Annotated in this window: 11 protein-coding genes; 3 read left to right on the top strand and 8 right to left on the bottom strand. The window is 68.8% G+C overall.

Going from position 1 to position 13,964, the window contains the following annotated elements; translation table 11 throughout:
* The first annotated feature begins 81 nt into the window (after positions 1-81).
* Positions 82-705 carry a MerR family transcriptional regulator gene (locus ACIA49_RS37980; protein WP_396383126.1) on the top strand — a complete coding sequence of 208 codons (624 nt, stop codon included), beginning with the start codon at positions 82-84 and terminating at the stop codon, positions 703-705.
* 283 nt (positions 706-988) lie between these two features.
* Here ACIA49_RS37980 and ACIA49_RS37975 read toward each other — a convergent pair whose 3' ends face one another.
* Genes ACIA49_RS37975 through dnaB form a run of 3 tightly spaced genes read right to left on the bottom strand, consistent with a single transcriptional unit; the run spans position 989 to position 4,769 of the window.
* Entirely contained in the window at positions 989-1,495 is a 507-nt protein-coding gene (locus ACIA49_RS37975; RefSeq protein ID WP_396383125.1) for a hypothetical protein, read from the bottom strand.
* Entirely contained in the window at positions 1,492-2,868 is a 1,377-nt protein-coding gene (locus ACIA49_RS37970) for a hypothetical protein (protein ID WP_396383124.1), read from the bottom strand. Before ACIA49_RS37970 ends, ACIA49_RS37975 begins: the two co-directional genes overlap by 4 nt.
* Before the next feature lie 44 nt (positions 2,869-2,912).
* A complete protein-coding gene (dnaB, locus tag ACIA49_RS37965; RefSeq protein ID WP_396383123.1) occupies positions 2,913-4,769 on the bottom strand; it encodes a replicative DNA helicase in 1,857 nt (618 codons plus the stop codon).
* Positions 4,770-5,131: 362 nt separating this feature from the next.
* Here dnaB and ACIA49_RS37960 point away from each other — a divergent pair, with 362 nt between their 5' ends.
* On the top strand, positions 5,132-6,454 hold the full coding sequence (locus ACIA49_RS37960) for an MATE family efflux transporter (RefSeq protein ID WP_396383122.1): 1,323 nt from the start codon (positions 5,132-5,134) through the stop codon (positions 6,452-6,454).
* 26 nt (positions 6,455-6,480) lie between these two features.
* Positions 6,481-6,975, top strand: a complete 495-nt coding sequence (locus ACIA49_RS37955) for a hypothetical protein (RefSeq protein WP_396383121.1) — start codon at positions 6,481-6,483, stop codon at positions 6,973-6,975.
* Here the strand turns inward: ACIA49_RS37955 and ACIA49_RS37950 are convergent.
* From ACIA49_RS37950 to ACIA49_RS37930, 5 genes are read right to left on the bottom strand one after another with little or no spacing between them, the layout of a single operon-like run.
* The gene (locus tag ACIA49_RS37950; protein ID WP_376033766.1) at positions 6,972-7,346 is read right to left on the bottom strand and encodes a DUF4913 domain-containing protein; all 375 of its coding nucleotides are present in this window, start codon (positions 7,344-7,346) and stop codon (positions 6,972-6,974) included. The genes ACIA49_RS37955 and ACIA49_RS37950 overlap by 4 nt on opposite strands.
* Positions 7,336-9,186 (bottom strand): type IV secretory system conjugative DNA transfer family protein, encoded by a 1,851-nt coding sequence (locus ACIA49_RS37945; RefSeq protein WP_396383120.1) that lies wholly within the window; start codon positions 9,184-9,186, stop codon positions 7,336-7,338. Before ACIA49_RS37945 ends, ACIA49_RS37950 begins: the two co-directional genes overlap by 11 nt.
* Positions 9,179-10,813: an ATP/GTP-binding protein gene (locus tag ACIA49_RS37940; RefSeq protein ID WP_396383119.1), complete on the bottom strand. Its 1,635-nt coding sequence runs from the start codon at positions 10,811-10,813 to the stop codon at positions 9,179-9,181. The genes ACIA49_RS37945 and ACIA49_RS37940 overlap by 8 nt, the downstream gene beginning before the upstream one ends.
* Entirely contained in the window at positions 10,810-12,318 is a 1,509-nt protein-coding gene (locus ACIA49_RS37935; protein ID WP_396383118.1) for an SCO6880 family protein, read from the bottom strand. Before ACIA49_RS37935 ends, ACIA49_RS37940 begins: the two co-directional genes overlap by 4 nt.
* Complete coding sequence (locus ACIA49_RS37930) at positions 12,305-13,963, bottom strand: hypothetical protein (RefSeq protein ID WP_396383117.1); 1,659 nt, start codon at positions 13,961-13,963, stop codon at positions 12,305-12,307. The genes ACIA49_RS37935 and ACIA49_RS37930 overlap by 14 nt, the downstream gene beginning before the upstream one ends.
* Position 13,964: the final 1 nt, after the last annotated feature.

The following is a 13,964-nucleotide window of genomic DNA, read 5'->3' as shown; positions in this document are numbered from 1 at the left end:
CGTCCACCTCTTCTATGGATAGCTTCGGTATCCGTTAATGGATACTGATACTATCCGTCGTACGGCGACGAAAGGCAAGCGATGCGGATCGGGGAACTCAGCAAAGCGACCGGAATCCCGGTCCCGACGATCAAGTACTACCTGCGCGAAGGCCTGCTCGCCCCCGGCGAACTCACCAGCCCCAACCAGGCGTCGTACGGCGAAGCCCACCTCCGCCGGCTCCGCCTCATCCGCGCCCTCGTCGACCTCGCCCAGGTCCCGGTCGCCCAGGTCAAAGAGATCGTCGACTCCCTCGACGCCGACGACATCCCCCTGCACGACCAGATCGGCCGCACCCACCGCGCCCTCACCCCCACCCGCAAACCCACCGCCTCCCCCGAAGCCCGCGCCGCCGCCGCGGTCGAGGTGAACGCCCTCCTCACCCGCCGCGGCTGGACCGTAGAACCCGAAGCCCCCGCCCTCACCACCCTCATCGAAACCGTCGCCGCCCTCCGCTCCCTAGGCCAGGACAACCTCGTCAGCTTCCTCGACGCCTACGCCGAAGCCGTCGAACGCTTCACCCAGCTAGAAGTACAAGCCGTCTCCGCCCCCACCCGAGACCAACTGGCCGAATCCGTAGTCATCGGCACCATCCTCGGCGAAACCCTCATCTCCTCCCTCCGCCTCCTCGCCCACGAATCCACCTCCGCCAAACTCTGGCGCTAAAAGCGGACCCGCCCCACTCACCAACCCATTCCCGAGCCGCCCCGAGCGAGGTGCGCTGAGCGTGAACGCGACGAACCGCGCAGCGTTACTGAGTGGCGGCGGTCCGCCTCCACCCGCTACCGGATCGCCCATGAGCACGGTGGGCCTCACTCGACGCTCGACCACAAGCAGCCCTCCATCGACTGTGCTGAGAGTGCCGTCGGTAATCGATGGACAACGCCACAGTGGTCACACTCAACGACCGACTCACCGCAGTCGACTCCACCTCCGCCAAACTCTGGCGCTAGAAGAGCGAGGCGAGCTCCCGGACGTCGTACGTCGGCTCGCCCAGGAACACGTCACGCTCAGGTGATCCGTGGAAGAGGTTCAGCGTGTCCAGGCGATAGACCCAGTCCTCGCCCCAATGACTCGGATACCGGTAGTTGATCTGCCACCTGACCCACTCATCCGGCGCCAAGCGCACCGCCCGCGCTCGATTCGGCCGCTGCGGCATCCCGTACGGCGTCACCGTCAACCGCACCCGGATCGCACCCTCGACAGGCGTGATCTCGACTCCGCTCTCCAGCCGTTCCCGACCGCGGGTCACTGTGACCTCACCAGGCAGGCCGGCCTGAGTCCCCTCCCACACCTTGAAATCGTCCTGCTCCCGCATGACCACTCCATGCACGAAGGGCGCCTCGTCGTCCGGCAGCCGAAATCCCATCGGGAGCGCGTTCCGCCGGCTGGCGCCCGGCTCACCCCGCGACCGTTTCGTCCACGTGGTTCGCACCCACTGCACGACGACCGTCATCGGATGCCTGCGTGGAATCTGATCTGGCGTGCGACGTCGGGGCTGAGGGCTACGTGAGTTAGGTGGGTGCGGATGGCTTCGCGTTCGGTGGGGAGGAGGGGCTGGAAGGTGCTGGCGGAGTGGAAGGTGAGCCAGATGGTGAGGTCGTCGGTGGCCGAGCGGACCAGCTTGGTGTCGGGGTCGCGCAGGGCTTCGAGGTCGGCGCGGACTCGGTTCCAGGCGCCGAGCTGGTGACGGACTCGCCAGGCTGCGCGGCGGTGGGTGGCGTGGGGTGAGGTGGCTGCGTCGGCGAGGTCGTCGTACCGGATGCCGGGGGTGGCGGCCAGGAGGCGGGCGACGTGTTTGACAACAGCGCCGCTGGGGTCGGCGAGGAGGGTCAGGAGGAGGTCCTTGGGCGGAAGGTCGGTCGGCCAGACGTGCAGGGCCGCCAGTCGCCGGGGCGAATCCGGACTCGTCAGAGCGGTGCGTGCTTCGGCTTCGGTGAGGCGCTGGCCGGTTTCACGCAGTCCGAGGAGAGCAGCGTCGTTGGTCTTCCAGTGCGAGCGATAGAACTGCGCCGGGTCGTGTCCGGCCCGGCGGTACCGCCAGCGCGCGGCGGTCTGGATCCGACGGGATCGGTCGAGCATGAGGGTCTCGAGCTCGGACCGCTCGAACAACTCGTCCGTCCCGTCGAGCAACACGGTCAGCCGGCCCTCGACGTACCGGGAACTGAGCAGCCGCCCCTTCGCCTCGACCGGATCGATCGCCATCCATCGCTCGGCCAACTGCCGCCGCAACCACTGATCCGTCTCGACCTCCAGCCGCCGCGCGATCTGATCGGAGTCGAGCTGCGACATCACCTCGTCATACGCAAATCGCCGTACGGCGAGATCGGGCTCAGCCAACAGCTCCGTCAGCTCAAACTCACCCCGGTACGACGTGAGCGCGGTCGGCCCGTGGACGCGGTCCCGCATCCGCACCAGCACACCCAGCGCGACCACATCCGGCCGACCCGTGAGCCCAGTCAGCGCAATCCGCCGTACCGGCTCGATGTGATCGACCGCCCGCAACGCCAAACAGCGAGCAACCACGTCACCCTCACGCGACGCCAGCAACCGCGTCGCGTGCTCCCGCAGATACCCATCCGCGTGCATCGACGCCACGCAGTCGGGCAACAGATCGCCCCGACCCACCACCCGATCCCAGTCCGCCCGCACCCCCAACGGATAGTTGACAGACCAAGACCACCACCGCGCCCGCTCATCAAGCCGCACCAAGTCCGCCGGCCGCAACTGCCCCAACCACTCCAGCAGCTCACCCCGCGCACCCACATCCGCGCCCAGACAAGCATCCCGAAGCCGCGCCAGCGCAGCATCAGCGTCGTACGGCGTCATCACCCCTCGATGATCGCCGACCTCACATCGCCAACGCGAAGCCTTTAACTGTCGTGCGCCATGTCCACGAACCGCGAGTAGTGACCCTGGAACGCCACAGTGATATCGGCAGTAGGACCGTTGCGGTGCTTGGCCACAATGAAGTCCGCCTCACCCGGCCGCGTCGACTCCCGCTCGTAAGCATCCTCACGATGCAACAGGATCACCATGTCAGCGTCCTGTTCGAGCGATCCCGATTCGCGGAGGTCGGAGGCCATGGGGCGTTTGTCGGAGCGTTGTTCGGAGCCTCGGTTGAGCTGACAGATGGCGACGACGGGGAGCTCCAGCTCCTTGGCGAGGAGCTTGATGGAGCGGGAGAACTCGGAGACTTCGAGTTGGCGGGACTCAACTTTTTTGCCGGACGTCATCAGCTGGAGGTAGTCGATGATGATGAGGCGGAGGTCGTGGCGCTGTTTGAGGCGGCGGGCCTTGGCGCGGATCTCCATCATGGTGAGGTTCGGGGAGTCGTCGATGAAGAGTGGGGCTTCGGAGACCTCGCCCATTTTGCGGGCGAGGCGGGCCCAGTCCTCGTCGGTCATCTTGCCGTTGCGCATGTGGTGCAGGGGGACCTTGGCCTCGGCCGACAGCAGACGCATGGTGATCTCGTTGCGGCTCATCTCCAGGGAGAAGACGCAGGAGGTGAGGCCGTGCTTGATCGAGGCGGAGCGGGCGAAGTCGAGGCCGAGGGTGGAGTTGTGGGTGGGGATCATGGTCTTGCCGGCCAGGTAGAGGTGGGCGGCGTTGTCGACCTCGACGCAGCGGACGGGGACGCTCGGGACCTCGTCGATCCATTCGATCCGGCGGTCGCCCTCGCTGGAGAGCGCGGCCGGGAAGCCGTGCCCGGTGATCTGGCGCGGCGCCGACCCGGGGATCGGCGGTGTCAGTCCGGGACTCGCTGACATCGCCGTGAACAGGTCGGCGGTCGTGCAGACCACCGGGCGACGGCCGTCTTCGACGAGCCACTGGTGCTCGGCGTCGGCGACGATCGCGCTGCCGTCGGAGAACGACAGCCGGAAGCAGGGGCGGTCGACCATCACCTCGGTGGCCGCGACGACCGTGGTCGGCAGGCCTTCGGCGTCGAGGAGCTGGTCGCCGACGGCGACCTCGGCCATCGTGGTCCAGCCGGTCGGGGTGGGCAGCGGGGTGTCGAGGGCCAGCGCCTTCCCCATGGCGGGGCGGGCGGCGACGATGATCATCTGGCCGGGGTGCAGGCCGTTGGTCAGCTCGTCGAGGTCGGTGAAGCCGGTCGGGACGCCGACCATCGAGTCACCGCGGGAGTCGATCGCCTCGATCTCGTCGAGGGCGCCCTCCATGATGTCCTTCAGCGGCGCGTAGTCCTCGGTGGTGCGCTTCTCGGTGACCTGGTAGATCTCGGCCTGCGCCTCGTCGACGACGTCGTCGACCTCGCCCTCACCCGCGTAGCCGAGCTGGACGATCTTGGTGCCGGCCTCGACCAGCCGGCGCAGGATCGCCTTCTCGCGGACGATGTGCGCGTAGTAGCCCGCGTTCGCCGCGAGCGGCACCGAGGCGACCAGGGTGTGCACGTACGGCGCGCCGCCGATCCGGGCCATGTCGCCGCGCTTGGTCAGCTCGGCGGCGACGGTGATCGCGTCGGCCGGCTCACCCCGCGCATACAGGTCGGTGACGGCGTCGAAGACGGACTCGTGCGCCGGGCGGTAGAAGTCCGTCCCGCGCAGGGTCTCGATCACGTCCGCGATGGCGTCCTTGGACAGCATCATCGCGCCGAGCACACACTGCTCCGCGGCCAGGTCCTGTGGCGGCGTGCGATCGAACCCCATCTCGGGGTTGCGCTCCTCGCGGCCGCCGCCGTCCTGGCCGCCGCGGAACTCCGCCACGCTCATTGTCCGACCTCCGTCGTTCGCCGCTGCCCCCGGACAGCCAAGTTTCGAACACCTGCTCGAACCCTAGCCGCATCAACCGACAGAAATCCGCCGCGCGATCTGCCGCGCCCATGTACCCAGGCACGCGACCGTACGCCGGTCGTGTCCCCAGGTGCCAGCCAGCCGTCCACAGGGGGTGTGGAAGAGCTGTGGGAAACCCCGGGAAGCCCTGTGCACAGGTTGGGAACAACCCTGTGGATATCTGGGGACAACAATCCCCAACAGGCCTCTGACCTGCGGTTTCTCCAGTGCACAACTGTGGAGAGAAAAAAGTCACCAAGCTTTCACAGGCGGACCCACAGGCCGTGGGTAACCTCGCTCCAGTGAGCCGCAACCGCTGGGTCGGGGACCAGGATCGGGAGATCCTGCGCCTGGCCGTTCCCGCCTTCGTGGCCCTGGTCTCGGAGCCGCTGATGCTGCTCGCGGACTCCGCCATCGTCGGCCACCTCGGTACGCCGCAGCTGGCCGCCCTGGGCATCGCCGGTACCGTCCTGCAGACCCTCGTCGGCATCTGCGTCTTCCTCGCCTACGGGACCACCTCGGCCGTCGCACGCCGCATCGGCGCGGGCGACCACAAGGGCGCACTGGCTCAGGGCATCGACGGACTCTGGCTCGCGCTGCTGCTGGGCGTCGTACTGGCTCTGGCCGGTCTCCTCTTCGCACCGCAAGCCATCAACGCGTTCAACCCCTCCCCCGACGTCGCCGACTACGCGGTGACCTATCTGCGCATCTCCTGCTTCGGCATCCCGTCCATGCTGATCCTGCTCGCGGCTACCGGCGTACTGCGTGGTCTGCAGGACACCAAGACCCCCATGGTCGTGGCCATCTCGGCCAACCTGGCCAACATCGTTCTGAACGTCGCACTGGTCTACGGCCTGCACCTGAACATCGCAGGCTCAGCACTCGGTACGGCGATCGCCCAGACCGGAGCCGGCGTCGCACTGGTCGTAGTGGTGGTCCGAGGTGCCCGACGCGACGGTGCGAAGCTCAGCCCCGACCTGCGCGGGATCCTTGCCTCCGCACAGATGGGGATCCCGCTGATCGTGCGGACCCTAACGTTGCGTGCGGCAATCATTCTGCTCACCTTCGTCGCCACCGCACTCGGTACGACGTCAGTCGCGGCACACCAGGTCGCCTTCACCCTGTGGAACTTCCTGGCGCTGGCACTCGACGCCATCGCCATCGCCGCCCAGGCACTCACCGGCCGCGCCCTGGGCGCCGGAGATGTCGCAGGTACTCGTTCCATCACGCGCCGGATGATGTGGTGGGGCCTTTGGTCCGGAGTGATCTGTGGGCTCGCGCTCTGGAGCCTGCGCTCGGTCTACGTGCCGTGGTTCACCACAGACCCAGCAGTGCGCCACACACTTGCCGCAGTGCTCCTCGTCGCCGCCATCTGGCAGCCCCTGAACGGCGTGGTCTTCGTCCTGGACGGCGTACTCATCGGAGCAGGTGACGGCCGCTATCTGGCGATTGCCGGCGTGATAGCCCTCCTCGTCTACGTACCGCTGGCTCTGAGCGTGCTGTGGTTCGACGGCGGCATAGTGGCGCTCTGGTGGGCGTTCGGCGGGTTCATGCTGCTCCGGCTGCTCACTCTGGTCACCAGGGAGCGGCGGGACGCTTGGCTGGTCACAGGGGCTACCCGCTGACCCCGGAGATGCGGCATCGTGGCCCCATGGCCGACAAGGACGACGAACTGGTCGAGGAGCGCGAAGAGCTCGAGCGAGCTGCGCACGAGGAGCGCGAGCTCGAGGAGGTCCGCGACCGCCGCGAGACGCTCGACGCCACTGCGGAGACCACCGAGGCCATCCGCCTCGCGGAGGCCAACGACGCCGCGAGTGCCCGGCACCGTGAGCTGGCCGACGCCGAGCGGCGCCAGGCCCGCAGCGACCATGCCCACGGCAACCATCTGCTCGACGAGGCGGCCGCTCACCCGGACGAGCCCGGTGCCGATGCCACCGCCGCGGCAGGTCGCCGCTACCAGCGCGCCGGCGACCGCGAGGACAGTGCAGCCGCGTACGACGACCACCTCGCCGCAGCACCTCGTGAGCAGGCACCAGCGAGCGACGCCGCCCGGCGGCCTGCTCAGCCGCCGGAGGCGCGCAAGTTCGTCCAGCCCCGGAAGATCAAGAAGCGCGAGAAGAACCCAGGTCTCGACCTGGAGCTCTAGATCCCCCGCACGTTCGGCTGGCGCTGGTCGAAGAACAGGCCGGCCGGTGGCTCCTCGACCGGGAGCGGTGGGATCGGGTAGTCGGTGTGCGTACCCCGGCAGGCCGCGAACGGGCCGTCGGGGTCGAGCAGCGTCATCATGTGCGGGTCCGCGTGGTCCCGCCACCAGACCGACATACCGGTCGCCGGGTCGAGCCGCAGGTGCTCCCAGGCGCGCCAGATCGAGTCCAGCCGGCTCAGGGCCTCGGCGTGCCGGAACCACTCCGGGCACCACACGTACTGCTGCCCGATCCGGCGTGAGTACAGGTAGATCAACCGGTCCTCGACGAACGCCGCCACATGCGGGTAGAAGAGTTCCTGCTCACCATCCACGACGCTGCTCCTCTGTCTGTTCCCACACCGGTACGCCGGTCGGCAGCGGCGGTGGACCGCTCTGCTGACCGCCGGTCACCCACGGGTTCGCCCCGGCCCCACCCTGCGTGACCTGCGGCGCCGAAGCACCCGGGTCGTACTTCGCCAACGACGCCTTGACCACTCCGGCGTCCGCACGGGTGAACCACGGCACGGTCTTCACCATGGTGGCCGGGATACCGGACGGGAACACCACGGCCCGGCCGGGCGGCATCGCCGCGAGATCGGAGATCTCCAGGATGTTCTGCCGCTGCGTCTGCCGGCTGGTGCCGCGCTTGCCCTCGTTGTACGAGACCGAGTTGGAGATGATGTCGTAGTCGCCGATCAGCTTGCTGAGCCGCTCGAGGAAGTTCGCGTCGGACGCGCCACCGCCGTACACGCGGATGTTGGCCGCGGACCACAGCTTCTCCATGCCGTGCTCGCCCCAGCACTCCTGGCCCTGCGCCCACGACTGCAGGATCGTCATCAGCACGATGCCGCGGGAACCGAAGTGGCTGTAGAGGTCGGGCAGGTTCTTCCAGCGGCAGACGTTCGCCGCCTCGTCCAGTACGCCGACCAGTGGGTTCGGCATCCGGCCCATCGGGCAGCCCTTGGCGAACTCCTCGGCCGCCTCCACGACGGCGACGGTCAACGCGGTGACCAGCGGCCCCGCCGTACCGGCTCCTTCTTTGGAGAGGCTGTAGAGCGTGCCGCCCTGGCGGACGAACTCGTGCGGGTTGAACTGCGGCCGCGTGTCGTTCGGTCCCTGCGGGATGACCCAACGGGTCACCTTGCGGTTGACCAGGAACTGCGCGCTCTGCTGCGCAGTGCCGTAGACACCGGCGCGCTGCTTGTCCGGTGCGTTGATGACACCGGACAGTGCGTCAGCCGACAACTGCAGGCCCGGTGTGTTGCGCAGGATCCGCTCCGGCTCGTCGTTGCGCTGGTCCGCGAGCCATGTGTAGACCTGCGTGATCGGACGCTTGGCCACGGCCGCAGCGAGCAGCAGACCGGCCAGCAGGTCGGTACCGGCCGAGTCGAAGAACGCATCGGTCTGAGCACCGACCTGACGCTGTGAGGCGACGAAGTGCTCCGCCATCTCGCGTGCCTTGGTCTCGTCGGTGATGTAGGTCAGCGGGTTCCACCACCAGTTCGGCGGCTCCTCACAGACCTCCTGCGGGTCGAACACCCACACCGGGCCCTTGTCGAGCCGCGGGCCGCGGGTGGCGTCCACGATGTCCCGCTTGTTCGAGGTGGCGACCACGGAACCAGGCGCGTCCAGAATCGCCGGTACGGCGCGGGAGGTCGTCTTACCGGTACGGGGTCCCCAGATGTCGACGTGCATGTCTTCCCAGGACCCGAAGACCTCCAGGTTGTCCCGGACGGTCCGGCCGATCAGGATGCCCGGACCGGCGTGCCCGGCGCCGAGCCGGTTCGCGATGCCCTGCGCACCCTCACGGGTGAGCTTGTAGATCTCGGAGCGCTTCGACATCAGGAACGCCTGCTTGTCGACCCGCCCGACCGACTCCTGGCGGCGCCGGAGCAGGAACCAGACCGTGCCGGCGATCAGGATCAGCAGCACGATCTCGAGGATCAGTACGCCGGTCGCCGAGCCGGACCAGCGCAGCCGGCCCTGGATCAGCTGGGACAGCGCGCTGACCGGGTTACCCGGTACGGCGCGCGTGCCGTCGATCGCAGCGGCGGCCTTGAGCGCACCCCAGACCCCGCCGACGACGACTGCGAAGAGTCCGCAGCCGATGAAGATCAGGACCGTCTCGACGGACAGCCCGCCCGGTCCGGTGGTGCGTTTGCCGTCAGCCATGGCTCCCTGTCTCCGTCCGTGCCGGCTCTGTCCGTGCGACGACCCGGGTGGTCGGGTCGGGCGGCGGCAGCATCGCCGGGTCGTCGAAGCTGTACTCCTCGACGACCTCCTCGGTTCCGTCCTCGGCGACCTCGACCTTCAACGGCCGTCCGTCGGCACCGGTCCGCCAGAGCTTGTTCGTGTCGTTGATCTCGCGCTCGACCGAGGTGAGGCCGACGTGCACCGGGATGCCCGGGCGGCCACCGACCTTGACCAGGAAGTTTCCTCGGCCGGGAGGCGCCGCCTCCTCGCCGGTGGCCGGGTCCCACGCGGGCGGGTCCTGCCAGCCGATGAGCATGTTCCGCTCTTCCTCCGACATCGGCACGACCTCGTTCAGGTTCTCCATCTCCGCGCGCGGCAGACCACCGCAGATGACCATGCCGGACCGCTCGACGAAGCCCTTGGCCTTCATCCGGTCCTCGGGGTGCTCGAGCGCGAGCAGGTCGGACATCGTGTGCGAGATCATCGCCATCCCGACACCACGCTGCCGGTTCAGCCGGGTCAGCGCGTCGACGCGGTCGACCAGACCACGCCCGGCGCGCAGTACCCGCCACAGCTCGTCGAGGATGACGAAGTAGTGCCGCCGCGGTTCGAGGCCGGCATCGGCCAGCGCCTGCGAGACCGCGACCGCGCCGAATCCGTACGACCAGCAGGCCAGCAGTACGGCGGCCTGCAGGTTGGTCTCGGAGTCGTCGATGTTGGAGACGTCGAAGACGACCGGCCGGTCCATCTTCATCGGGTTGTCGGTCTGCTCGGAGAAGATCTCACCGAGCCGGCCACCGCCGACCAGACCGATCAGCGAGGCCTCCAGGCCTTCGGTGATCTGCCGGTAGCGGTCCAGGCTGCCGCGGTCCAGGGCCACGTTGCGGACCCGGTCCGGCGCGTCCTGGACCACCTTCAGCAGGTCGCGCAGCACCGGCGTACCGGTGTGGCGTTCGTCGAGGACCTTGAGCGCCTCGTCGATGATCGTCTCTTCGCGGTCGGTCGGCGGGGCCGAGCGCATGATGGAGATCAGCGCCGAGACCATCGTCTGCCGGCGGCCGTGCGCGTCGGCCTGGATCGCCTCGCGGGCCTTGCCGGTCAGCCGCAGCGCGGCCTCCCGCGACTCGCCCGGGTCGAGGATGTTCAGGTGCCCGCGGCCACGACCGAGCTGGATGACCTGGCCACCGAGGGCCTCGATCAGGTCCTTGTAGTCGGGCTTGAGGTCGCCGAGCACCAGCGGCTGGATGCCGTACCCGGCGAGGCCGAGCGCCATCCGGCGGGTGATCGTCGACTTGCCGAGACCGGGCTTGCCGAGGACGAACATCGACGGGTTCGAGATCAGCTTGGCGCGCATGAACCAGCTGATCGGGTCGCAGCACATGGTCGCGCCGGAGAGGATGTTCCGGCCGATCGGTACGCCGACCATCGGGCTGCCGGTACCGGCCGAGAACGGCCACATGCCGCACACCTGGACCGTCGTACCGCGCCACTCCTGTGGTGCTTGGACGTACGTCGAGTAGCCGGCCGCCGCTCCTGGCCAGCCACGCGGCATCGGCCGTTTGCCGCCCCGGGAGGGGTCGGTCGGGGTCTGCTTCTTCTTGCTCACAGCGACTCCCGCAGACCGGCCGGGACGGCCAGGTGGCTCTGCAGTACGACGCCCAGCGGCAGCGCGGCCACGAACGCCGAGTCCTGCGACCCGTACGCCGGTCGCAGCAGCACCCGCGCCGTCGCGCCCAGGTTGTCGATGGCGGCGATCATGTCCGGGATCTGCTCGGCGCTCATCACGGTTCCGGTGACGACCATGCCGAAGTTCACCAGGCCGGCCCCGCGCGCTTCTTCCTGCGCGGTCCGGTCGGCAGCGCGCGCCTCGGCCATCGTCCGGGCCGAGGGCCGGTTGGTGGTCGTGGCGCGGAAGGACGCGTTGCGCTTGTCGGCCTCGACCATGCGCGCCGCGGTGGCCGCGTCGAGCGGCCGGTAGAGCAGGGTGACGCGCTTGCGGTCGATGTCGTTGTGCGGACCGACCAGCTGCGACAGCACCGACGAGAACACCTCGCCGCGCGGCGCCTGCGTCATCTGCCAGGTCACCGACCAGGCCGAGTCGTGCCGGTACTTGTCCCAGAACGCCTGCGCACCGGCCGGACCGACATCGGTCCACTGCATCTCCGGCGCCATCCCCTGGCTGCGCGCTTCATCGATCAGTACGGCGGACGCCGGGTCGTAGGCGATCCGGATCGTCTCGCACAGTTCCTGCGCGGTGACCGGACGGGCCGCGCCGGCGCCGGTGGCGTTCAGGCTCTGGGTGAGTGCGGGAAGCCGGGACGCGAGCTCGCGGCCCATGTCCTCTTCCTTGCGGCGCTTGCCGTTGCGATCGGTGCCCTTGAAGGTCAGCGCGACCCGGGCCGACACGAGTGCCGAACCCTCGGGGTAGCTCTGCACGACCTCGGCGAGCATCGCCTGCGCGATCGCCGGCGAGCCCGGCTGGACGTTGTGGTTGACCTCGCGACGCAGCCGGATGCCCGTGTCCGGCGCGCTCTCGACCGTCACCGAGGCGGCGACGATGCCCGGCTCGTGGCCGAGCGACGCGAGCCACTGGCCCCAGTGCGCCACCCAGATGTCGATCTGCTCCTCGTCGACCAGCGACGCGCCGTCCGGCTCGGCGTTGATCACGACGCTGAAGTGCCGCGTGCTCGGGTAGAACAGCAGCGCGAACGGCCGGCCGTACGAGTCCTTGAACTCGCTCAGCTGGGAGGCGGCGGCCAGCCCGGGGATCTGGAACTTGCCCCAGGCGGTGCGGCCGAGCGGACCGGAACGGTAGATGTTGTGCTTCGCCATCTTTGCTCGTTGCCATCCAATGCGAGTCGAGAGCCGTTGCAGGGCGGACAGGTTGTGTTTGTCCTTGGTCATCAGCAGCAGCAGGATCACGCCGACGACCAGCAGGCAGATCACCGCGCCGATGAGGCCGCCGGCCATCATCGAGAAGATGGTCGCCAGCAGGCCGCCCATCATGATGGCGGTACCGAGCGACCCCAGGCCGGCGATGCCCGCCGAGGCGGGCTGGCGCCAGTTGCCGTAGGTGCGCGGAGCGCTTCGTACGTTGTCAGCTGCTGCCACGCGGTCCGTCCGGTTCTCGTCTGCCCTGGTCACGGTCGTCGTCGCGGAACTGGCGTTGTTCCCGCTGCCGGTCCCGGTTCACGTCCCGGGGAGATCCTCCACTGCCCGACGGTCCATCGCCACCACCGCCCTGGCTGCCACCGCCGCCACCGCCCTCGGGTTGAGGCCCGTCGAGGGTCTCCGCCGCGAGGTGCTCGCCGACCTGCTTGGTCGCCTTGACGCCGGCCGCGACGATCGCGACCGGAGCCGCCACAGCGGCTGCCGGGCCCAGCGCGGCGGCCGCACCGGCACCACCGGCCGCAGCGCCACCACCTGCCGCGGCTCCACCAGCCGCCGCTCCACCGCCACCGCCGGCTGCTCCGGCTGCTGCACCGCCGCCACCGCCACCGCCGGCACCTGCGGCAGCACCTTGGCCACCACCTGCTCCGCCGCTCGCGCCTTGGCCGGCACCGCCACCGCTCTGGCCGCCAGTGCTCTGTGGCTGGTTCCGGGCGCGTCCGACGTTCTGGGAGCCGGTCGGGCCGTCACCGCTGCCGCCCTCGCTCCCGCTACTGCCTTCGTCGATCGAGTCCTGCATCTTGCCGGCCAGCTTGTCCGCGCCGACCATCTTGGCGGCGATCATGCCGGCCCCGGCCTGACCCGCGGTCGCCGCGACCATCGGCACGATGAACCGCATCAGGCCGGGCAGGGCGAACAGCGCGAGCACCAGCAGGGTCAGACCGGTGACCATGTTCATCACCGAGCTCGCCGCTTCGCCACCGGTGTTGACGTTCAGGCCCTGGCCGTTGTTCGAGGTCAATCTGATCGCGGTCGCATAGATGATCGCGGCCACCGGTTTGTAGAGCACGAAGGCGAACATCCAGCCGAGCAGCTTCTTGAACCAGTTGCGGCCCATCTCGGTGTGCGTCGCGGCGGCCGCGATCGGCAGCATGCCGACCAGCAGGATCAGCAGCGCACTGCGCACCACCATCAGCACGATCTGGATCACGCCGGCCAGGATGGCCAGGATGCCGATCGCGATCGCCAGCCCGATCCCCATCGGGCCGACCGTCGCCGAGACCGACAGCATCGCGGTCATCGCGCCGCCGAAGCTCTTGGCCTTGCCGTCCGCGGCGGCCGCCACCAGGTCGCCGGGATCGCACTTCCACGGGCTGTCCGGGCTGTCGATCAGCGAGGTGGTGACGATGCACCGGGAGAACTGGTCACCGAACTCGATCAGCGCCTGGCAGACGCCGACCGCCAGCGCGGAGGCGACGCCGAGCGTGATCAGCGAGCGGAGGATGTCGCGGGCCGACTCGCCGCGCTGGGTGTAGGCGAGTTTGATGCAGGCGGCCAGGACGCCGATCACCGCGACGAAGAACGCGATGTACTGCGTGTGGTCCCACATCCACTGCACTGTCCCGGCGGCCGGGCGGCCCGGATCGTTGCCCATCGTGTCGGTTCCGACCGGCAGGGTCGGGACGTAGACCCAGAAGGTGCCGATCGTGCCCATGATCACCGTCACGGCCGAGGAGATCGCGTCGAGAATCGGCTGGAAGATCATGCCAATCAACCACTTCACTTGGTCGCCGATCCAGTCCTTGATGGCCTGCCACACACAGTCCAGCCAGCTTCCGCAGAGCGGGATCAGGATGAGGGGGCTCATG

The organism is Kribbella sp. NPDC051587 (assembly GCF_044453945.1).
In the GTDB taxonomy this organism is placed as follows: Bacteria; Actinomycetota; Actinomycetes; order Propionibacteriales; family Kribbellaceae; genus Kribbella.
The sequence above is the reverse complement of the archived record's forward strand: the minus strand, read 5'-3'. Positions and strand labels throughout refer to the sequence as shown.

Bases quoted from the DNA above. Each gene is read 5' to 3' on its own strand.
- ACIA49_RS37980 (WP_396383126.1), top strand. From the start codon at position 82: ATGCGGATCGGGGAACTCAGCAAAGCGACCGGAATCCCGGTCCCGACG.
- ACIA49_RS37975 (WP_396383125.1), bottom strand. From the start codon at position 1,495: ATGACGGTCGTCGTGCAGTGGGTGCGAACCACGTGGACGAAACGGTCG.
- ACIA49_RS37970 (WP_396383124.1), bottom strand. From the start codon at position 2,868: ATGACGCCGTACGACGCTGATGCTGCGCTGGCGCGGCTTCGGGATGCT.
- dnaB (WP_396383123.1), bottom strand. From the start codon at position 4,769: ATGAGCGTGGCGGAGTTCCGCGGCGGCCAGGACGGCGGCGGCCGCGAG.
- ACIA49_RS37955 (WP_396383121.1), top strand. From the start codon at position 6,481: ATGGCCGACAAGGACGACGAACTGGTCGAGGAGCGCGAAGAGCTCGAG.
- ACIA49_RS37945 (WP_396383120.1), bottom strand. From the start codon at position 9,186: ATGGCTGACGGCAAACGCACCACCGGACCGGGCGGGCTGTCCGTCGAG.
- ACIA49_RS37930 (WP_396383117.1), bottom strand. From the start codon at position 13,963: ATGAGCCCCCTCATCCTGATCCCGCTCTGCGGAAGCTGGCTGGACTGT.